Here is an 18,910-nt window from a genome sequence, read left to right as displayed (position 1 = left end):
CCCCTTCCTGGCCCGTCGTGGCACGGGCGGTTGCGTGTCGCGGCCGGAGGTTAACGCGGTTCCCTTCGGGCGGCGAGGGGAAAAAGCGCGTGATTGCCGGCTTTTGGAGCGATTCGATGCGTCTTTCGTCGAAGCCCGGAATGCGTGGAGCGGATGGCGGGGCATTTGCCGATGTGGGTTGAGCGATCGGCGGCGTGGTGCTGCGATGCAGCATCCGCTGGAGCAACGCAATGAAGCCGACGATACTGATGGTGCCGCGCATGCCGGAGGCCCTGATCGCGCGGCTCAAGGAGAACTTCACCCTGCTGGGGCCGATGGAACGCTCTGCGCCGGACGCCTTGCCGCCTGGCGCGGAGCAGGCCGAGGCGCTGCTCACGATGGGAAGCCTCAGCACCGATGCCGCGCTGCTCGACGCGCTGCCAAGGCTCAAGCTGATCTGCTGCTATGGCACCGGGATCGAAGGCGTCGACCGTGCCCATGCCAAGGCGCGCGGCATTGCCCTCGCCAATGCCGGAGAGGCCAATGCCACTGGCGTGGCCGAGTTCGCGATGGGACTGTTGCTCGCCACCGCGCGGCAGATCCCGCAGGCCGACCGTTTCGTCAGGGCCGGGCGCTGGCAGGGCAATTCCGTCCAGCGCATGGCCTCGGTGCCGGGGCTGGCAGGGCGCAGGCTCGGCATCTACGGCCTCGGCGCGATCGGCAGCCGCATCGCGCGCCGCGCCGAGGCCTTCGAGATGGAAATCGGCTACCACAATCGCAGCCGGCGCGTTGATATGCCCTATCTCTATCACGACAGCCTGCTCGGCCTCGCCGACTGGGCGGACGTCCTCGTCGTCTCGGCCCGCGCCAGCGCCGAGAACCGCCATGCCGTCGATGCCGCCGTGCTGAAGGCGCTGGGGCCGCACGGGCATCTGGTCAACATCTCGCGCGGCATCGCGGTCGACGAGGGCGCGCTGTGCGCGGCGCTGGAGACCGGCGCGATCGCAGGCGCGGGGCTCGATGTCTACGAGCACGAGCCGCATGTCTCCGACAGGCTGAAGGCGCTCGACAATGTCGTGCTGACGCCGCACATCGCGGCCGCCTCGGACTCGGCTCAAGCGGCGCAGCAGGATGTCATGCTCGGCAATCTGCGGGCGTTCTTCGCCAGCGAACCGTTGCTCTCGCCCGTCACGATCTGAGAAGTCAGGGGAGAACGACCACCGGCGTGCCCATCTGGACGCGGGCGTACAGGTCGATCACGTCCTGATTATGCATGCGGAAGCAGCCATAGGAGGCGGCGGTGCCGATGGTGTTCGGCATGTTCGTGCCGTGAATGGCGTATTGTCCGCCGGGGCCGAGGCCGATGACGCGCGCACCCATCGGATTGCGCGGCGAGCCGCCGGGAATGACGTCGGGCAGGCGAGGATTGTCGCGCTTGACCTCGGACGGCGGAGCCCAGGCCGGGTCGACCTGCATCTCCTCGACATATTTGACGCCGCGCCATTGCTTGCCGGCCTTGCCGACCGCGATGGTGTAGCGAATAGCCTCGCCGGGAGAGACGACGAAATAGAGCTTCCGCTCGCCGGTGCGGATGATGATGGTGCCGGGCTCAAAGCGATCATCGCGCAGCCCGATGACGTCGCGTGCTTCGGCGCTGGTCAGGCCCGGCAGCAGCAAGGCTGCGGCGAGGCCGATGGCGGCAGCGTATCTGGCCATGGTCGAAACTCCCGTTCGGACGTGGACGGGGTTTAGTCCTCAGTCATGAAGCATGGGTTGAGCGATATGGTGAAGCCGGATTCAGGATGAAGGGCGGGTGAATCGCGATTCAGGCCGCAGGACGCGAGCGATGCTGCTGCGGCAGCAGGAACGGCAAGCCCGGGGCGGGCGCCCGGCTCAGGGTCAGGTCTACCTTGAACACCTGGCGTAGCAAGGCGTCGTCCAACGTCTTCGCCGGCGGCCCCTGCGCGATGATCTGCCCCTGGTCCATCACCACCAGATGGTCGGCATAGGTCACGGCGAGGTTGAGGTCGTGCAGGACGATCAGCACTGCGACGCCGCGGGCCGCGATGCTGCGCGCCATGTCGAGCAGGGCCAGCTGATGGCAGAGATCGAGGCTGGCGATCGGCTCGTCGAGGAAGAGCACCTGCCGCTCGGCGACGCTGCGGCCGGCCTCGAGCTGGCAGAGGACGCGGGCGAACTGCACGCGCTGCTGCTCGCCGCCCGAGAGCGTCTGATAGCGCCGGCCGGCAAGGTCGATCACCCCGGCGGCTGCGAGACTGTCTGCGACGATCGCCTCGCGGCGCTGGCGCGTCAGCGCCCGGCCTATGCCGTCGACGCCAAGGCTCGCGACCTCGTAGACGCTGAAAGGGAAGGCGAGGCGGGCATGCTGGGCCATGACGGCGCGCTGGCAGGCGAGGCGCCAGTGTGGCACCGCCGCCAGCGGCTCGCCGGACATGCGGATTTCCCCGCTGGCGGGCTTCGTCTCGCCGGTCAGGAGCTTGAGCAGGGTCGATTTTCCCGCGCCGTTCGGCCCGATCAGGATCGTGGTCGTGCCCCCGGCGAGCTGCAGGTTGGCGTCGGCGACGAGCCGGCGACCGCTGGCGGCGAAGCTCGCGCCATGGGCGGAGAGGATGGGTGTCGCTTCAGACATCGAGAGCGCTCGTGCGTCGCAGCAGCAGCCAGAGGAAGAAGGGCGCGCCGATCGTGGCGGTGACGATGCCGATCGGCAGCTCCGCCGGGACAACGATCAGCCGCGCGACGATGTCGGCGCCGACCAGCAGCATCGCGCCGCCGAGTGCCGAAAGCGGCAGCAGCAGCCGGTGATCCGGCCCGACGCAAAGCCGGATCAGATGCGGCACGACGATGCCGACGAAGCCGATCATTCCGGCCGAGGCGACGCTGGCGCCGACGGCGAGCGCGACCAGCAGGATCGCCAGCGCCTTGATGCGCTGGACGGGGATGCCGAGGTGATAGGCCTCGGCCTCGCCGAGCATCAGCCCGTTCAATCCGCGCGCCAGCAGCGGCATGGTCAGCAGCAGCGGCAGGATGATTGGCGCGACCACTGAGAGCTTGGTCCAGCTCGCACCGCCGAGGCTGCCGAGCGACCAGAAGGTCAGGTCGCGCAACTGCCGGTCGTCCGACATGAAGGCGAGCAGGCCGGTCAGCGCGCTCGCCATCGCACCGAGCGCGACGCCGGCCAGCAGCATGGTGGCGACCGAGGTCCGGCCGCCGCGCGTGGCGATGACATAGAGCGCCAGCGTGGAAACGAGGCCGCCGCAGAAGGCGCCAACGGGCAGGGCGGCGAAGGGCAGTTTCATCACAGTGCCCGCCAGGAAACTGTCCCCCAGCACGATGGTGGCGGCCGCGGCCAGGGCGGCGCCGCTGGAAACGCCGACGAGGCCGGGGTCGGCCAGCGGGTTGCGGAACAGGCCCTGCATCAGGGCGCCGGAGATGGCGAGGCCGGCGCCGACGAGCAGGCCGAGCAGTACGCGCGGCAGGCGGATGTTGAGTACGACGAGCGCATCGCGACCATCCAGCAGCGTGGCGTCGCCCGTCAGCTTTGCCATCAGGATTTCGGCGACGCGCCCGGGAGGAATCGAGATGGCGCCCTGGCCGATCGCGACGATGGCGATCAGCAGGCAGACCAGGGAGAGGCCGACGACGGCCAGCAGGCCGATGCGGCGCCTGCCGGCGATCAGCGTCGTCAGCGCGTTGGAAGCGATAGCGGGGGCGGGTGCCGCAAGCGTCACGGGGCGGCGGCCGTCTTCAGCGGCGGGATCGCCGCCTCCGGATAAATCGCGGCCATCAGATCGCGTGCCGCCATCGGCGTGCGCGGGCCGAAGCCGAGCAGATAGAGCCCGTCCATATGGACAAGCCGCTTGTCCTTGGCCGCGGGCGTCTGGGAGAATGACGGCATGGCGAAGAGTTCGTCGGGGGTGGTGTTGTGGGCGCTGCTGTTGCGCATCATCAGCACCATCTCGGGCGCGGCTGCGGCGATCGCCTCGTCCGTCATCGGCTTGTAGCCTTCGATCGCATCGGCGACGTTGATGCCGCCCGCCAGTGAGATGATCGCATCGGCCGAGCTGTTGCGGCCGCCGACGAGGGCGCGGCCATTCTGTAGCGAAAGCAGGAAGAGGACCCTTTTCTTCTTCGTCATGCCGGAGCGCAGTGTTGCCAACTCGTCGAACCGGGCCTTGGTCTGCGCCGCAAGGCGCTCGGCGGGAGCCGCAGCGCCGATCGCAGCCCCTATTGCGGCGATCTTCGTGGTGACGCCTTCCGGGGTCAGCCCGTCGTTGATGCGGGCGATCTTCACGCCGGATTCGTTCAGCAGCGAAACGGCGTCAGGCGGGCCAGCGCCGTCGATCAACATGATCAGCGAGGGCTTCAGCGAGAGGACGCCCTCGGCCGACAGCGCGCGGACGTAACCGACATTCGCCTTGTCCTTCAGCGCCTCGGCCGGGAACTGGCTGGTGGAATCGACGCCGACGATCTGATCCTGCAAGCCGAGCGCATAGATCACCTCGGTGATGACGCCACCGGCGACGACGATGCGTTCGGGTGCCTGGGCCAGGGCGGGGCCAAAGGAGCCGAGCGCGGCCAGGCCGAGCAATGACAAGGCCGAGGCCGCCAGTTCCCGCCGGTTCGGTTGCGCGGGACCGGAATGCATCGCTCGGTCGCGTGAGCCAGACATGTTGCAACTCCGTTCGGACGCGAGCGATGGGCTGCGGCCATTGCAATTCAGACCGATTTAAAAGATCGGCTCGTTTAGAATGGTTCAATACAAAGTAAATTCTTGTTTTTAATTCCTCAAAACAAGAATTGACCAGATGTATTGTTGACGGTGATATTCATCTTTACTACAAGGGGTCAAGGGCAGCGCCTGTGCGCCGCCGGCTTCGGTCGCGGCGCGTCGTCGCGCGGCCGCTCCCGGCGCGCATTCTCCACGGTAGACGCTTCGCCAGGCGTGTATCCGGGAACGGCGATGACCGGCCGCGCAGCGGCACCGTTCCATTTCAGCCGTCTCGCGGCTTCACATGCAGGATGCGTCGATGTTCATCGCCATGAATCGCTTCAAGGTCGTCAAGGGCGAGGAGGTCGCCTTCGAGACCGTCTGGTCCTCACGCAAGAGCCGGCTCGACGAGATGCCCGGCTTCATCGCCTTCCACCTGCTCAAGGGGCCGGAGAAGGAGGATCACACGCTCTACTCCTCGCACACGACCTGGGCCTCGAAGGACGACTTCATCACCTGGACGAAGTCGGACCAGTTCCGCGAGTCGCATCGCAGTGCCGGCCAGCCGCGTCCGAAGCCGATCTATCTCGGTCATCCCGAGTTCGAGGGCTTCGAGACAGTGCTGAGCGAGACCAACCCGCACCTTCCCCGCCAGGCGGCCGAGTAAGGCGGCGGCTATGACGACTGCCGACGTCGCGACCCGCGATCCGATCGAGCATGCGCGCGCGCTGCTCGCTGCCAAGCCCGACGGCCTCATCGAGGCCGTGGCGCGTGAGGCGAATGTCTCGACGCGCGCGGTGCTCGAGCTCCTGCCTGGCGAGCAGCGCCTCTTCGTAGCGCCTGGGCGCTTCGAGGATGTCTGGAAGGACCTCGCGACCTGGGGCACTGTGCTCTTCCTGATGCACACCCCCGACATCGTGCTGGAATGCGAAGGCGCGCTGCCGGTCGGCAGCTTCGCCCATGGCTACTACAACATCCATGGCGACAGCCCCATTGGCGGCCATATCAAGGCCGAGAACTGCCGCGCGATCTATCTGGTGGACCGCTCCACGGCGCAGGGCCGGCGGGCCTGCTCGGTCCAGTTCTTCAACGGCGTCGGCGAGGTGATGTTCAAGATCTTCGTGCGGCGCGATGCAGCGCGTCAGCTCCTGCCGGATCAGCTGGCGCGGTTCGAGGCGCTGAAGACCAAATTCGTCTGAGCCGCAAAAAAGGCGACATGGTGCGGTTCATGCGCCGTGACCCGGGGGCGGGGATCATCGCCCCCTCTCCAGCTATCGGCCCGTGACCAAGTTTAATCGATCGTTAACCATACAGGCGCAGCCTCCTCGGCAGAAGGCGCGTCACCCGTGAATCAGTCCGCCGATCGTTCTTCCGTGAAGAATGGCGTGGGACCGGCACGAGACGGCCCATCCGATCATCCGAGCGTGGATGTCGATATGACCGCTCAAGTCGTCCTGGAACGGGTGCAGCTGCCGCCACGCCAAGCCACCGGGCGCCTGTCGGCGGGCCGGCGCTTTGTGGCGGCACGCGCGCCGCTGCTGCGCTCCAGCCTGAGCTCTTCGATTCTGCTCGGCCTGCGCTTCATTCAAGCGCGGCTGATCTCGGTATGGGGGCTGCTGGTCGCCGCCATCCTCTGCCCGCCTTTCGTCTTTGCCGCCTTCGCCGTGTTCTCGGCGTTGGTCAATTTCGTTTCGATCGCGGCATTGCTGCGGCTGGAAGCCGTCTTCTTCCAGAGTGCTGATCGCGCGCGTCTCGGGCGTGCCTTCCGGCTTGCCGCGGCCGTCGGCCTGGCGTTCTGCGGTGTCGCCGCGATCTTGCTGGTCGGGCTGGTGCTGTCCGGCTGGGTCGCCCCGGCGATCGCCCTGCTGTTCCTCGTTTCGCTGTCGGCGCGCGCGGTGCTGAGGCTGCTCTGGACCGAGGCGACCGCCGAGGGAGACTTCCGCGCGATCGGCAACAGCAACGTCGTCCAGGCCGTCGCGCAACCCGCGGTCATGTTGATCCTGATCGGCATCTTCGGGCCGAAAGCGCTCGCCCTCTTCATGGCCGATGCGCTGGGCCATGTCCTTGCTGCTCTCTATCTGCTGCGACGGCGCTGGCGCGCGATCTTGCCGTTCGTCGAGCCGCATCTGTGGTCGTGGCAGAGCCTGCTTGTCGCAGCCTATCATTGGCGAAGCGTCCCGCTGACATGGCTGCCGAGCGCGCTGCTGGCCTATGGCTTCGCGATCGCACCCGTGTTGGCGCTGCCCTACGCCGCCAATACGGCGCTCGCTGCGCAAGTCGCACTATCGATGCGCTTGCTCGACATGCCGACGCAGATGTTCGGTACGGTGTCGGCGCCCATCGCGCTCAACCGGTTGCGCGCCTATGCGGGGCCGCGCCGACGTTTCGTGGCACGGGTGATGGCGCTGGGCCTGATCGCTGCTGCGGCGATGCTGTTCGGCGCGATCGCCGTGGTCGCGACTTTGGTCGAGCCGCTGTTCGAGGGAACCCATTGGGACAATCTCGGCCCGGTTCTGGCCCTTCTCGCGCCGTTCTACGCCGGCATTGCGGTGCTGACGCCACTCCAGGACATGGCGACGCTATCGCGCCAGCCAGCCTGGCAAGTGCTGATCAATGCACTGGCCCTGGTCGCGATCATCGCGGCGATGAACTGGTTCAGAGCGTTGTCGCCGGAGCTCCTGCAGGCGATCGGCCTGATCTCGATCCTGCGCGCGCTGGTCCATACGGGCTTCATCTGGCTGCACCTCGGGGACGCAGAGACCGCGCCGGTCGTCGGCAGCCCGGCGCGCTGAGCCGACGACGGCTCGGTCACTCCCGACGGATCAGCCTGTCGGCGATCAGCGACGAAACCACGCCCGGTTTGAATTCGCGCTCGAGCCGCTCCGGATCGTAGATGGTCTCGACCCAATCGAGGAATGCGATCCCCTTGGCCTCGCCCTCGCGGCGATAGGCCTCGAAGAAGGCATCCAGAATTCCGGTCTTGGCAAAGCGGAAATGGCCGTAGCGCAGCGAGAGCTGCCGCATGGCTTCCGCGAGCGGGCGCTTTTCGTGGATCAGGAGATAGAGGGCGGAGAAGAAGCCGGCCCGGTCCGCGCCCGACTTGCAATGCACCAGCACGGGTTCCTGCAGGCTCGCGAAGAAGTCCTTCGCATTGAGGATCGTCTCGCGGTCCGGCGCGCCGCGCGAGCGCAGGACGAAATCGATCAGGGCAATGCCGTGACGCTCGCAGGCTTCCTTCTGCAAGGGCCAGGAGCCGTGCTCGCGCCCGCCGCGCAGATTGACGATCGTCTTGATGCCCCGGCGGGCAAAGCCGGCGATCTGATGCGGTGCCGGCTGGGCCGAGCGCCAGAGCCGCGGCGTCACCCGATGCGTGTTGAGATAGGCCAGGCGGAAGATGCCGTGGTCGACGAGCAGCATGTTGGCCCAGGCGCGCAGGCGCTGGCCGCGGCTCTCGATCGGCCGGTCCCAGCGTGCGATGCGTGCCATGCGACGGGCGTAACGCTCTTCATCGGGGCGTAGCCGGGTCAGCACGGAAAAGCCTTGGTCGATTTCATGCAGCGCCCGATACCAGCGTGACTCCGGCAGCGCAAATCATTGGGCAACCGAAAACCAAGGAAGGGGTTGGACTTTTTGCTCCGAACTTGCATAAGGCCCGGCGAAATTTTGTAACGACAGGTTCCCCATGCGCATCGACGCCATCTCCATCGGCAAGAATCCGCCCGACGAAGTCAACGTCCTGATCGAAGTGGCGATCGGAGGCGAGCCGATCAAGTATGAGATGGACAAGGACGCCGGCACGCTCTTCGTCGACCGCTTCCTCTACACGCCGATGCGCTATCCGGGGAATTACGGCTTCATCCCGCATACGCTCTCGGAGGACGGGGACCCCTGCGACGTCCTCGTCGCGAATACGCGCCCGCTGGTGCCGGGTTCCTACATCGCGGTTCGGCCGATCGGCGTGATGCTGATGGAGGACGAGGGCGGCGGCGACGAGAAGATCATCGCCGTGCCCGTGCCGAAGCTGACCAAGCGCTACGAGAACGTGCACAACTACACCGATCTGCCGCAGATCACGCTCGACCAGATCCAGCACTTCTTCGAGCACTACAAGGATCTCGAGCCCGGCAAGTGGGTGAAGCTCAAGGGCTGGGGGGACGCCGCCGAGGCCAAGAAGCTGATCATCGAGGCCATGGAGCGCGCCAAGGCCGCCAAGAAGGGCTGATCCCGGCGCCCCGCGATCCAGATGTTCACGGGGCTGCGCCATGCGCGGCCCCGTTTTCTTTTCAGGCTGCGATCGCTGCCGCCAGCGCGACCGTCCGGCGCGCCATGTCGGCGTGCAGCAATTCGACCATGCGGCCGTCGAGCTGGATCGCGCCCTTGCCGGTGTTCTCCGGCAGGTCGAAGGCGGCGATGATGGCGTTTGCTCGTGCCAGCTCGGCCTCGTCGGGGGCGAAAACCGCGTTGGCGATGCCGACCTGCGAGGGATGGATCAGTGTCCTGCCGTCGAAGCCGAGATCGCGCCCCTGCTCGCATTCGGCGCGGAAGCCGGCCTCGTCCTTGATGTCGTTGTAGACCCCGTCCAGGATGTCGATGCCATGGGCGCGGGCCGCCAGAATGGCCTGCGTCAGCCAGGGCAGCATCGGCGCGCGGCCGGGCACGAAGCGGGCCCGTGTCTCCTTGGCGAGATCGTTGGTGCCCATGACGAAGCAGGACAGGCGCGTCGCGGGGTCGCGGGCGGCGCGCGCGATGCGCTCGACGTCGAGGATGGCGAGCGGGGTCTCGATCATCGCCCAGACGGCGATAGCGGGGTCGGCCCACAAGCCGGTCAGCTGTCCGCCGATCTCCTGCAGGGTCTCCGGCGCCGAGACCTTCGGGACCAGGATCGCCTGCGGCAGCGCCTCCGTGGCGGCAGCCAGATCATCGGCGAACCAGGGCGTTCCGACACCATTGACGCGGATAACCAACTCGCGCCGGCCGTAGCCGCCGGCCTTCACCGCGGCGCAGACCTGCTCGCGCGCGGTAGCCTTGGCGTCGGGGGCGACTGCATCCTCAAGATCGAGAATCAGCACATCGGCTGCGATCTCGCGGGCTTTTTCCAGCGCGCGTGCATTCGAGCCCGGCATATAAAGGGCGCTGCGGCGGGGGCGGATCGTCGTCATCTTCTCTCCTGACTCGGCCGGCTTGTGCTGCACTGCACAGTAGAGCAACGCAGGCGCAATACCAGCTCTGCGAAAGGCGAAGGAGAGGGGCATGGCATGGTTGGCCGGGGTCGACGGCTGCAAGGCGGGCTGGATCGTCGCCATGGCTTCTGCCGATGGACGGGCCGCGCCGCTCGTCCAGGTGGTGCCGCACTTCGCCGATCTGTTCGCGGGTGAGATCGTGCCCGCGATCGTCGCGGTCGACATGCCGATCGGCTTGCCGGATCGGGTGAAGGGTTCCGGACGCGGGCCGGAGCAAGCGGTGCGTGCCCTGCTGGGCGACAGGCAATCCTCCGTGTTCGCGATCCCCGCGCGTTGCGCTGTCGAGGCCCGCGATTATGAACAGGCCTGCGCGCTGGCCCTCGCCCATTCCGAGCCGCCGCGGAAGGTGTCGAAGCAGGGCTTCCATCTCTTCCCGAAGATCCGGGAGATCGACGTCCTGCTGCGGGCCGAGCCGTCGATGTGCGAGCGCGTTTTCGAGGTTCATCCCGAACTGGCCTTCCGGACGATGAAAGGCGATCCGCTCACGCATCCGAAGAAGATCAAGGGTGTCGTCAATCCGTCCGGCATGGCCGAACGACGCGACCTGCTACGGGCGGCGGGGATCGCGCGGGAAGCCGTCTCGGCGAGGCCGCCGCGGGGCGCGGCCGGCGACGACCTTCTTGACGCACTGGCGGCGCTGGTGGTTGCCCGGCACATTGCCGCCGGGCACGGGAAGCCCTTCCCCAATCCGCCGGGACGCGATAGCCACGGGCTTCCGATTGCGATCTGGACCTATCGTCCGGTCTCCGAGCCTCAACAGGATATCGTCATGAGCGCACGTCCCGTCACCCGTCCGATGATCGAGGAAGCGGCGGCGCGCATCGCCGGCCATGCCCGGGTTACCCCGGTGATGCGGCTGGGCACGGGCGCTTTCGGCTCCGAGGCGGATGTCTCGCTCAAGCTGGAATGCCTGCAGCATGCCGGCTCGTTCAAGACGCGCGGCGCCTTCAACAACCTGCTGTCGCTGCCGGTGCCGGCGGCGGGCGTCTCGGCCGCCTCCGGCGGCAACCACGGCGCGGCCGTCGCCTATGCGGCGATGAAGCGCGGTGTGAAGGCGACGATCTTCGTCCCCGAGATTTCGCCCGCGGCCAAGATCGAGGCGATTCGCCGGTTTGGCGCCGATGTCGTGGTCGGCGGTGCCCAGTATGACGATGCGCAGGCAGCCTGCGACCGCTTCGTCGCCGAGACCGGCGCGCTGAAGATCCACCCCTTCGCCGCGAAGGAGACGATCACCGGGCAGGGCACGCTTGGCCGCGAATGGGATCTGCAGGAGCCCGACCTCGACACCGTGCTCGTCGCGGTCGGCGGCGGCGGGCTGATTTCCGGCATCGCGAGCTGGTTCGCCGGCAGCAAGGTCAAGGTCGTCGGCGTCGAACCGGAGGGGTCGCGCGCCCTGCAGGCCGCCCTCGATGCCAAGGGACCGGTCGAGGTGAAGGTCGCGTCGGTCGCCGCCGATTCGCTCGGTGCCCGCAATGTCGGTCAGCTCGTCTACGACTTGACGAAGGACAGCGTCGATCATATCGCGCTGGTGCCGGATGCGGCGATCACCGAGGCGCAGGCAGTGCTCTGGCGCGATTTCCGCCTGGCGGTCGAGCCGGGTGGAGCGGCGGCATTGGGAGCGCTGCTCTGCGGCGCCTACCAGCCCGCGAAGGGCGAGCGGCTCGGCGTGCTGGTCTGCGGCGCGAATATCGATCTGACGAAGCTCGCGGCGATCGTGGGTTGATCGGGGCGTCATTCTCGGGCGCCGCGCAGCGGTGACCCGATAACCTCCTGAGGAGCAGGGCGCGCCTCCTTCACGAAACGCTCGCGTCAAGCCCGCGCATGCTGCTCGTGCTTTCGTCGGGGCTGGACGATCGCCTTCGTTGCAGCGCAAAATCGCACGCGATCAGGAGGTGACGCATGTCAGGCTCTGCGCCCAAGACCAGTTCCGGCCGCTTCTTCGAGGATTTCCACCTCGGGGACACCATCGTCCATGCGACGCCGCGCACGGTGACGGCGGGCGATGTTGCGCTCTATACGGCCCTCTATGGTCCGCGCTTCGCAGTGCAGTCCTCCGAGGCTTTCGCCCGCGCCGTCGGCTATCCGGCCGCGCCCGTCGACGATCTGCTGGTCTTCCACATCGTCTTCGGCAAGACCGTGCCGGATGTTTCGCTCAATGCCGTCGCCAATCTCGGCTATGCCGACGGGCGCTTTCTCAAGCCGGTCTTCGCGGGCGACACGCTCTCCACCACGTCGGAGGTGATCGGGCTGAAGCAGACGTCTGCGGGCGATGCCGGCATCGTCTATGTCCGCTCCATCGGCCGCAACCAGCATGGCGAGATCGTGCTGAGCTATGCGCGCTGGGTGCTGGTGCGCAAGCGCACGCCGGGCACGCCGGCCCATGCCGAGCAGGTGCCGGAGCTGGCCAAGGCCGTCCAGCCGGAAGCGCTCGGCGAGGGTTGCCCGCCCCTTGATCTCGCAGCCTATGATGATGCGCTCGCGGGCTCGTCCTTCCGCTGGAGCGACTACGCGGCCGGCGAACGGATCGACCATGTCGACGGCATGACCGTCGAGGAGGCGGAGCACCAGCTCGCGACGCGCCTCTACCAGAACACGGCCAGGGTGCATTTCGATGCCCATGCGGCCCAAGGCAGCCGGTTCGGCAAGCGGCTGATCTATGGCGGCCATGTCATCAGCCTGGCCCGGGCTCTCTCCTTCAACGGGCTCGGCAACGCTTTCCACATCGCCGCGATCAATGGCGGGCGGCATGTCGCGCCGCTCTTCGCCGGCGACACCGTCTATGCCTGGAGCGAGGTGCTGGCGAGCGCGGAGCTGCCGGGCCGCAGCGATGTCGGCGCGCTTCGTCTCAGGCTCGTCGCGACCAAGAACCGGCCCTGCGCCGACCACCCGTTGAAGCTGGGCGACCAGTATGATCCAAGCGTGATTCTCGATTTCGACTACTGGGCGCTGATGCCGCGCTAAGCCTTTTGTAACGAAATGACGATTTTCATAATCTGTAACTTCGTTCTGCGCGTGCCGCATTGCAGCGCCGGAACGGTTTCGTTAGAGAACCAGTCACTCTAGAATGATCCCAAATGGGTCCGCCGTCTTTCAGCGGGCCGCTTGATCGGAGAATGATATTGGCCGAGGTCAAGCCCGCTGCTCGCCCGCTTTCGCCGCACCTTCAGATCTATCGCTGGTCCTGGACGATGGCGATGTCCGTCGCCCATCGTGTCACCGGCACGGGGCTCTATCTCGGCACGGTGCTGATCGCCGCCTGGCTGGTTGCCGCCGCTTCCGGCCCGACCGCCTTCGACGCGGCGCAGGCCATCGCCGGCTCCTTGCTCGGCCGCCTCGTGCTGTTCCTCTACAGCTTCTCGCTGATCCACCACATGCTCGGCGGTCTCAGGCATTTCGTCTGGGACATGGGCAAGGGCTATGAGCTGCAGACGCGCATGAACCTCGCCAAGTTCACGCTGATCGGCTCCGTCAGCCTGACGGTCCTGATCTGGATCGTCGCGCTGGCCCTGCGCTGAGGAGTTCGCCATGCAGTCCAATTCCTCGATGCGCACCCCGCTCGGCCGCGTCCGCGGCCTGGGTTCCGCCAAGTCCGGCACCGGCCATTTCTGGCTGCAGCGCGTTACTGCGGTCTCGAACCTCATCCTCACGGTAATCTTCGTGGGTATCGTCATCGCGCTGGTCGGCCGGCCCTATCCGGCCGCGGTCGCGCTTTTGTCTAACCCCTGCGTCGCGATCCTGATGCTGCTCTTCATCCTGTCGGCCTGCATCCACATGCGGATCGGCATGCAGGTCATTATCGAGGATTACGTCACCAGCGAGGGTCCCAAGATCCTCGCCGTGATGGCCAACACCTTCTTCGCCATCGTTGTCGGCGCGGCCAGCGTCTACGCGGTGCTGAAGCTGTCTTTTGGAGGCTGATCCGATGGCGATCACCAAGTCCCGCCCGGTCCCGGCCTATACCGGCACCGCCTATCCGATCACTGACCACACCTTCGACGTCGTCGTCGTCGGCGCCGGTGGCGCGGGTCTGCGCGCCACCGTCGGCTGCTCGCAGGCCGGCCTGCGCACGGCCTGCATCACCAAGGTGTTCCCGACCCGCTCGCACACCGTCGCCGCGCAGGGCGGCGTCGCCGCCTCGCTCGGCAACATGGGCAAGGACACCTGGCAGTGGCACATGTACGACACCGTCAAGGGGTCGGACTGGCTCGGCGACCAGGACGCCATCGAATATCTCGTGCGCAACGCGCCGGCCGCCGTCTACGAGCTCGAGCACTGGGGTGTGCCCTTCTCGCGCACCGAAGACGGCCGCATCTACCAGCGCCCCTTCGGCGGCATGACCACCGAGTTCGGCGAGGGCCCGCCGGCCCAGCGCACCTGCGCCGCCGCTGACCGCACCGGCCACGCCATGCTGCACACGCTCTATGGCCAGGCGCTGCGCTACAACACCGAGTTCTTCATCGAGTACTTCGCCATCGACCTGATCATGGACGAAGACGGCCATTGCCGGGGCGTGATCGCGCTCAAGCTCGATGACGGTACGCTGCACCGCTTCCGCTCGCAGCAGACCATCCTGGCGACCGGCGGTTATGGCCGCGCCTATTTCTCGGCGACCTCGGCCCATACCTGCACCGGCGACGGCGGCGGCATGGTGCTGCGCGCCGGCCTGCCGCTGCAGGACATGGAGTTCGTGCAGTTCCATCCGACCGGCATCTACGGTTCCGGCTGCCTGATCACCGAGGGCGCGCGCGGCGAGGGCGGCTATCTCACCAACTCGGAGGGCGAGCGCTTCATGGAGCGCTATGCCCCCTCGGCCAAGGACCTCGCCTCGCGCGACGTCGTCTCGCGCTCGATGACGATGGAGATCCGGGCTGGCCGCGGCGTCGGCAAGAACAAGGATCACATCTACCTGCACCTCGACCATCTCGATCCGAAGATCCTGCACGAGCGCCTGCCGGGCATCTCGGAGAGCGCCAAGATCTTCGCCGGCGTCGACGTCACCCGCGAGCCGATCCCGGTGCTGCCGACCGTCCACTACAACATGGGCGGCATCCCGACGAACTATCACGGCGAGGTGCTGACCAAGGTCGGCGGCGATCCGGATACGGTCGTTCCCGGCCTGATGGCGCTGGGCGAGGCGGCCTGCGTCTCGGTGCATGGCGCCAACCGCCTCGGCTCCAACTCGCTGATCGACCTCGTCGTCTTCGGCCGCGCGGCGGGACTGCGCTGCGCCGAGACGGTCACGGCCGGCGAGAAGCAGCCGGAGCTGCCGAAGGGCTCCTCCGACCTCGCGCTCACCCGCCTCGACAAGTACCGCAACGCCTCGGGCGCCACGCCGACCGCGGTGCTGCGCGACCGGATGCAGCGGACGATGCAGGACAACTGCGCCGTCTACCGCACCGGCGAGACGCTGGAAGAGGGCCACAAGCTTATCCACGAGGTCTGGGGCGGCATCACCGATGTCGGCACCAAGGATCGCTCGCTGATCTGGAACTCCGACCTGATCGAGACGCTGGAATTCGACAACCTGATCACCCAGGCGGTCGTCACCATGGACTCGGCGCTGAACCGTCCGGAAAGCCGCGGCGCCCATGCGCGCGAGGACTATCCGAACCGTGACGACAAGGACTGGATGAAGCACACCCTGTCCTGGATCGACGACGAGAAGCGCACGGTCACCCTCGACGACCGGCCGGTGCACACGTACACGATGTCCAACGACATCGAGTACATCAAGCCCAAGGCGCGGGTGTACTGAGGACGATCCGATGGCCGAATTCAATCTCCCGAAGAACTCCCGCCTGACCGAGGGCAAGGCCTGGCCGAAGCCGGCCGGCGCCAAGAACGTCACAGAGTTCAAGATCTATCGCTGGAACCCGGACGACACCGCCAATCCGCGCACCGACACCTATTATGTCGACCGCGACGATTGCGGGCCGATGGTCCTGGACGCGCTGATCTGGATCAAGAACAAGGTCGATCCGACGCTGACCTTCCGGCGCTCCTGCCGCGAGGGCATCTGCGGCTCCTGCGCCATGAACATGGACGGCAAGAACGGGCTGGCCTGCACCACCGGCATCGACGAGTGCGGCGGCACCGGCAAGAACGTGGGCAAGGTCGCGATCTATCCGCTGCCGCATATGCCGGTGGTCAAGGACCTCGTCCCGGACCTCACCCGCTTCTATGCCCAGCATGCCTCGATCGAACCCTGGCTGAAGACGACGACGCCGGCCCCCGAGAAGGAGTGGCGCCAGGCCAAGGACGACCGCGAGAAGCTCGACGGTCTCTACGAGTGCATCCTCTGCGCCTGCTGCTCGACCTCCTGCCCGAGCTATTGGTGGAACGGCGACCGCTATCTCGGCCCGGCCGCGCTGCTGCAGGCCTATCGCTGGCTGATCGACTCGCGCGACGAGGCGACCGGCGAGCGGCTCGACAATCTGGAAGACCCCTTCCGGCTTTATCGCTGCCACACCATCATGAACTGCGCGAATGCCTGCCCGAAGGGGCTCAACCCCGCCAAGGCGATCGCGGAAGTGAAGAAGATGATGGTCGCGCGCCAGGTCTGATCCGGCGCGAATACTACTGGCGCGGCCGTCTGATGCGACGGCCTGCGTTTCCGGTGCTCACGGACAGAAGTCCGCTCCGCTCCGGTTCTTGGCCGTCACGCCAGCCGACTCACGCCCGCGCATTCGCGCTCGGCTCGCCACGGCGTCATTGTGATGTTGGAACCGACATTCCCGTCATTGCGAGCGCAGCGAAGCAATCCAGCAGCCGTCGAGTGAGCCTTTCTGGATTGCTTCGCTGCGCTCGCAATGACGATCAGCGAACATAGCGCTCTGGCCTGAACGGCTTCGGATCGGCCGGGGGCGGCTCGCCGCAGACCATGGCGGCGATGATCTCGCCGGTGATCGGGCCGGTCGAGAAGCCGATATGCTGGTTGCCGAAGGCGAGCCAGAGACCGGGACTGCGCGGCGCGGGGCCGATCATCGGTAAGGAATCCGGCAAGGTCGGCCGCGCCCCGCGCCAGGTCTCGCCGACGATCTCGCCGAGCGGAAAGGCCTCGCGCGCCGCGACTGTCGCGCTGTCGATCTGACGGTGGTCGTCCGGGGCATCGCGGAACGAGAGATCGACGCCGCTGGTGACGCGAAAGCCCTGCTCCATCGGCGCCAGGTAGTAGGCGCCGTCGACATCGTAGACCGGCCGCGACAGCCGGGTGCCGGCACCCGGCTTGAGATGGCGGTGATAGCCGCGCTCGACATCGAGCCAGGGGTCGAGTCCCAGCGGCTTCAGCAGATCGCCGCTCCAGGGGCCGAGCGCGACCACCGCGATGTCGGCATCGAAGCTGCCCTGCGCCGTGTTCGCGCGCCAGCCGGCGCCTTGGCGGGCGAGACCGGTGACCGCGGCCTGCACGATGCGCCCGCCACGGCCGGCGAAGAGGGAGGCGTAGGCCGCGGTGACGGCGCCGGGGGAATCGACCGAGCCGACGCAGGGGATCAGCAGAGCGACCGGGAAGATCGGGTTCAGGCTCGGCTCGACGGCGGAGAGGCCCTGCCGGTCGAGGATCTGCGACTTGATGCCGTGGCGCTTCAGGAAATCATGCTCGGCCTGGGCCGCTGCGTGGCCAGCGTCGGTGCGCCAGAGCTTGAGCGTACCGGTCTCGCGCAGGCGATGGGCGACGCCGGCCTCAGTCATCAGGGCACGATGACGCTCGACCGTGCTGGCCGTGAGCGATGCGAGCGCGGCGATGCGGGCGGCTGCCTGGGAGGGGCGGGCCTCCCAGAGGAAGCGCAGCAGCCAGCCTGGCCGGGCGAGGGCGCGGCGCCAGCTCAGATTGAGCGCGGGGTGGCGATTGCCGAGATAATCCGTGATCTTCGCATAGAGCGAGGGGTTGTTGAGCGGCAGGATCGAGGAACTCGCGAGCACCCCAGCATTGCCATAGGAGGTCTCGCGCCCCGGCTCCTTACGGTCGATGAGCGTAACGGCGATGCCGCGCTTCTGCAGGGCAAGCGCGCAGGAGACGCCGACCATGCCGGCGCCGAGAACAAGAGCTGTGCGGGTCAAGTGCGTTGCAGGCCGGCTGCGGCCGGCTCCTCCAGCCAGTGATCGAGAAATGCGTCGAGCCAGAGCCTGACCGCCGGGTCATGCTGAAACCAGCCCGGCAGGTGCGTATGGCCGAGCTGGGCTCCGGGCATCAGCGTGCGCTCATGGCCGCGCACCGACCAGCGATACATCATCGCCGGCGTCACCTCGGGATGGAACTGGATGCCATAGGCCTTCGAACCCGCGCGAATGGCCTGCACGGGGAAATCCCCGCCCGTGGCGAGACATTCGGCACCGGTCGGGCAATCGAAGCCGTCGCGGTGCCATTGATAGACCGTGCCCGGCCAGACGAATTGCGCGGCGTCGGCATGTGCGGCGCCGGCCTCGGTCACGGCAAGCGGATAATAGCCGACCTCGGCCCGCCCCTGCCCATGAGTATAGACGCGCGCGCCCATCTGCTTCGCCAGCATTTGCGCGCCGAGGCAGATGCCGAGGAAGGGGGCATTCTCGTTCAGGCAGGTGCCGATCCAGTCGATCTCGGCCTTGATGAAGTCTTCGGGATCGTTGGCGCCCATCGGGCCGCCGAAGATCACGGCGCCCGCATGGCCACGCATGGTCTGCGGCAGCGGGTCGCCGAAGCGCGGCTTGCGGATGTCGAGCGCGTGCCCGCGTGCCTGCAGCAGCCGGCCGACGCGGCCGGAGGTCGAATGCTCCTGATGCAGCACGACGAGCACCGGCTTGGGTGCGGGGCGGCTCGGCCGGGTGGCGAGGGGGGAGCGCGTTCTGCGGGCGGCGCGGAGGGCGAAGGCGTGGTCGTTCATCACGGGCTTCAAAATCGCTCGCGCACCGGAAGGCGAGGGGAAAGCGCGCAAAGCCATGACAGATCGCCCTTCAGCATGAGGTTCCAGTCGGGACGAAGCAAGCA

The 18,910-nt window shown here is 67.1% G+C and carries 19 protein-coding genes; 11 read left to right on the top strand and 8 right to left on the bottom strand.

From position 1 onward, the window contains the following. The first annotated feature begins 230 nt into the window (after positions 1-230). The gene (locus tag AB4Z10_RS06000) at positions 231-1,178 is read left to right on the top strand and encodes a 2-hydroxyacid dehydrogenase (protein WP_441469463.1); all 948 of its coding nucleotides are present in this window, start codon (positions 231-233) and stop codon (positions 1,176-1,178) included. A 4-nt stretch (positions 1,179-1,182) separates the two neighbouring features. On the opposite strand, the gene AB4Z10_RS05995 is transcribed toward AB4Z10_RS06000, so the two are convergent. The 4 genes from AB4Z10_RS05995 to AB4Z10_RS05980 all read right to left on the bottom strand — a co-directional run bounded on the left by AB4Z10_RS05995 (position 1,183) and on the right by AB4Z10_RS05980 (position 4,669). Continuing rightward, complete coding sequence (locus AB4Z10_RS05995; RefSeq protein WP_441469462.1) at positions 1,183-1,695, bottom strand: L,D-transpeptidase; 513 nt, start codon at positions 1,693-1,695, stop codon at positions 1,183-1,185. Positions 1,696-1,804: 109 nt separating this feature from the next. Further along, the gene (locus tag AB4Z10_RS05990) at positions 1,805-2,629 is read right to left on the bottom strand and encodes a heme ABC transporter ATP-binding protein (RefSeq protein ID WP_441469461.1); all 825 of its coding nucleotides are present in this window, start codon (positions 2,627-2,629) and stop codon (positions 1,805-1,807) included. Then, positions 2,622-3,728: a FecCD family ABC transporter permease gene (locus AB4Z10_RS05985; RefSeq protein WP_441469460.1), complete on the bottom strand. Its 1,107-nt coding sequence runs from the start codon at positions 3,726-3,728 to the stop codon at positions 2,622-2,624. The genes AB4Z10_RS05990 and AB4Z10_RS05985 overlap by 8 nt, the downstream gene beginning before the upstream one ends. Next, positions 3,725-4,669, bottom strand: coding sequence for a heme/hemin ABC transporter substrate-binding protein (locus AB4Z10_RS05980; RefSeq protein ID WP_441469459.1), 945 nt, complete (start codon positions 4,667-4,669; stop codon positions 3,725-3,727). The genes AB4Z10_RS05985 and AB4Z10_RS05980 overlap by 4 nt, the downstream gene beginning before the upstream one ends. A 358-nt stretch (positions 4,670-5,027) precedes the next feature. On the opposite strand from AB4Z10_RS05980, the gene AB4Z10_RS05975 reads away from it, so the two are divergent. The 3 genes from AB4Z10_RS05975 (at position 5,028) to AB4Z10_RS05965 (ending at position 7,500) form a co-directional block, all read left to right on the top strand. Then, positions 5,028-5,375 carry an antibiotic biosynthesis monooxygenase family protein gene (locus tag AB4Z10_RS05975; protein ID WP_441469458.1) on the top strand — a complete coding sequence of 116 codons (348 nt, stop codon included), beginning with the start codon at positions 5,028-5,030 and terminating at the stop codon, positions 5,373-5,375. A gap of 10 nt (positions 5,376-5,385) precedes the next feature. Further along, positions 5,386-5,907 carry a heme utilization cystosolic carrier protein HutX gene (hutX, locus tag AB4Z10_RS05970; RefSeq protein WP_441469457.1) on the top strand — a complete coding sequence of 174 codons (522 nt, stop codon included), beginning with the start codon at positions 5,386-5,388 and terminating at the stop codon, positions 5,905-5,907. 237 nt (positions 5,908-6,144) lie between these two features. Then, entirely contained in the window at positions 6,145-7,500 is a 1,356-nt protein-coding gene (locus AB4Z10_RS05965) for a hypothetical protein (protein WP_441469456.1), read from the top strand. 16 nt (positions 7,501-7,516) lie between these two features. On the opposite strand, the gene AB4Z10_RS05960 is transcribed toward AB4Z10_RS05965, so the two are convergent. Then, a complete protein-coding gene (locus AB4Z10_RS05960; protein ID WP_441469455.1) occupies positions 7,517-8,194 on the bottom strand; it encodes a fused DSP-PTPase phosphatase/NAD kinase-like protein in 678 nt (225 codons plus the stop codon). Between the two features lie 196 nt (positions 8,195-8,390). Between AB4Z10_RS05960 and ppa the strand changes: the two genes are divergently transcribed. After that, positions 8,391-8,930: an inorganic diphosphatase gene (gene ppa / locus AB4Z10_RS05955; protein ID WP_441469454.1), complete on the top strand. Its 540-nt coding sequence runs from the start codon at positions 8,391-8,393 to the stop codon at positions 8,928-8,930. Between the two features lie 61 nt (positions 8,931-8,991). Here ppa and AB4Z10_RS05950 read toward each other — a convergent pair whose 3' ends face one another. Further along, complete coding sequence (locus AB4Z10_RS05950) at positions 8,992-9,867, bottom strand: HpcH/HpaI aldolase/citrate lyase family protein (protein WP_441469453.1); 876 nt, start codon at positions 9,865-9,867, stop codon at positions 8,992-8,994. A gap of 91 nt (positions 9,868-9,958) precedes the next feature. Here AB4Z10_RS05950 and AB4Z10_RS05945 point away from each other — a divergent pair, with 91 nt between their 5' ends. The 6 genes from AB4Z10_RS05945 to AB4Z10_RS05920 all read left to right on the top strand — a co-directional run bounded on the left by AB4Z10_RS05945 (position 9,959) and on the right by AB4Z10_RS05920 (position 16,511). Beyond that, the gene (locus AB4Z10_RS05945; RefSeq protein ID WP_441469452.1) at positions 9,959-11,671 is read left to right on the top strand and encodes a serine/threonine dehydratase; all 1,713 of its coding nucleotides are present in this window, start codon (positions 9,959-9,961) and stop codon (positions 11,669-11,671) included. Positions 11,672-11,847: 176 nt separating this feature from the next. Beyond that, complete coding sequence (locus AB4Z10_RS05940; protein WP_441469451.1) at positions 11,848-12,909, top strand: MaoC family dehydratase; 1,062 nt, start codon at positions 11,848-11,850, stop codon at positions 12,907-12,909. Between the two features lie 152 nt (positions 12,910-13,061). After that, complete coding sequence (gene sdhC, locus AB4Z10_RS05935) at positions 13,062-13,463, top strand: succinate dehydrogenase, cytochrome b556 subunit (RefSeq protein ID WP_441469450.1); 402 nt, start codon at positions 13,062-13,064, stop codon at positions 13,461-13,463. Between the two features lie 10 nt (positions 13,464-13,473). Then, positions 13,474-13,866, top strand: a complete 393-nt coding sequence (gene sdhD / locus AB4Z10_RS05930; RefSeq protein WP_441469449.1) for a succinate dehydrogenase, hydrophobic membrane anchor protein — start codon at positions 13,474-13,476, stop codon at positions 13,864-13,866. A gap of 4 nt (positions 13,867-13,870) precedes the next feature. Then, on the top strand, positions 13,871-15,703 hold the full coding sequence (gene sdhA / locus AB4Z10_RS05925; RefSeq protein ID WP_441469448.1) for a succinate dehydrogenase flavoprotein subunit: 1,833 nt from the start codon (positions 13,871-13,873) through the stop codon (positions 15,701-15,703). Between the two features lie 10 nt (positions 15,704-15,713). Further along, on the top strand, positions 15,714-16,511 hold the full coding sequence (locus AB4Z10_RS05920; RefSeq protein ID WP_441469447.1) for a succinate dehydrogenase iron-sulfur subunit: 798 nt from the start codon (positions 15,714-15,716) through the stop codon (positions 16,509-16,511). A 253-nt stretch (positions 16,512-16,764) separates the two neighbouring features. Here the strand turns inward: AB4Z10_RS05920 and AB4Z10_RS05915 are convergent, their stop codons facing one another. Both AB4Z10_RS05915 and AB4Z10_RS05910 read right to left on the bottom strand, forming a co-directional pair. Beyond that, positions 16,765-18,006 carry an NAD(P)/FAD-dependent oxidoreductase gene (locus AB4Z10_RS05915; RefSeq protein ID WP_441469446.1) on the bottom strand — a complete coding sequence of 414 codons (1,242 nt, stop codon included), beginning with the start codon at positions 18,004-18,006 and terminating at the stop codon, positions 16,765-16,767. Continuing rightward, positions 18,003-18,806 (bottom strand): glutamine amidotransferase, encoded by an 804-nt coding sequence (locus AB4Z10_RS05910; RefSeq protein ID WP_441469445.1) that lies wholly within the window; start codon positions 18,804-18,806, stop codon positions 18,003-18,005. Before AB4Z10_RS05910 ends, AB4Z10_RS05915 begins: the two co-directional genes overlap by 4 nt. Positions 18,807-18,910 lie beyond the last annotated feature (104 nt).

The organism is Allobosea sp. RAF48 (assembly GCF_052114025.1).
In the GTDB taxonomy this organism is placed as follows: Bacteria; Pseudomonadota; Alphaproteobacteria; order Rhizobiales; family Beijerinckiaceae; genus Allobosea.
This window is presented reverse-complemented; position numbering and strand designations above follow the sequence as displayed.

Bases quoted from the DNA above. Each gene is read 5' to 3' on its own strand.
- AB4Z10_RS05950 (WP_441469453.1), bottom strand. From the start codon at position 9,867: ATGACGACGATCCGCCCCCGCCGCAGCGCCCTTTATATGCCGGGCTCG.
- AB4Z10_RS05945 (WP_441469452.1), top strand. From the start codon at position 9,959: ATGGCATGGTTGGCCGGGGTCGACGGCTGCAAGGCGGGCTGGATCGTC.
- hutX (WP_441469457.1), top strand. From the start codon at position 5,386: ATGACGACTGCCGACGTCGCGACCCGCGATCCGATCGAGCATGCGCGC.
- AB4Z10_RS05920 (WP_441469447.1), top strand. From the start codon at position 15,714: ATGGCCGAATTCAATCTCCCGAAGAACTCCCGCCTGACCGAGGGCAAG.
- AB4Z10_RS05910 (WP_441469445.1), bottom strand. From the start codon at position 18,806: ATGAACGACCACGCCTTCGCCCTCCGCGCCGCCCGCAGAACGCGCTCC.
- AB4Z10_RS05995 (WP_441469462.1), bottom strand. From the start codon at position 1,695: ATGGCCAGATACGCTGCCGCCATCGGCCTCGCCGCAGCCTTGCTGCTG.
- AB4Z10_RS05975 (WP_441469458.1), top strand. From the start codon at position 5,028: ATGTTCATCGCCATGAATCGCTTCAAGGTCGTCAAGGGCGAGGAGGTC.
- AB4Z10_RS05965 (WP_441469456.1), top strand. From the start codon at position 6,145: ATGACCGCTCAAGTCGTCCTGGAACGGGTGCAGCTGCCGCCACGCCAA.
- sdhC (WP_441469450.1), top strand. From the start codon at position 13,062: ATGATATTGGCCGAGGTCAAGCCCGCTGCTCGCCCGCTTTCGCCGCAC.
- AB4Z10_RS05980 (WP_441469459.1), bottom strand. From the start codon at position 4,669: ATGTCTGGCTCACGCGACCGAGCGATGCATTCCGGTCCCGCGCAACCG.
- AB4Z10_RS05940 (WP_441469451.1), top strand. From the start codon at position 11,848: ATGTCAGGCTCTGCGCCCAAGACCAGTTCCGGCCGCTTCTTCGAGGAT.
- ppa (WP_441469454.1), top strand. From the start codon at position 8,391: ATGCGCATCGACGCCATCTCCATCGGCAAGAATCCGCCCGACGAAGTC.
- sdhD (WP_441469449.1), top strand. From the start codon at position 13,474: ATGCAGTCCAATTCCTCGATGCGCACCCCGCTCGGCCGCGTCCGCGGC.
- AB4Z10_RS05990 (WP_441469461.1), bottom strand. From the start codon at position 2,629: ATGTCTGAAGCGACACCCATCCTCTCCGCCCATGGCGCGAGCTTCGCC.
- AB4Z10_RS05960 (WP_441469455.1), bottom strand. From the start codon at position 8,194: ATGGCACGCATCGCACGCTGGGACCGGCCGATCGAGAGCCGCGGCCAG.
- AB4Z10_RS06000 (WP_441469463.1), top strand. From the start codon at position 231: ATGAAGCCGACGATACTGATGGTGCCGCGCATGCCGGAGGCCCTGATC.
- sdhA (WP_441469448.1), top strand. From the start codon at position 13,871: ATGGCGATCACCAAGTCCCGCCCGGTCCCGGCCTATACCGGCACCGCC.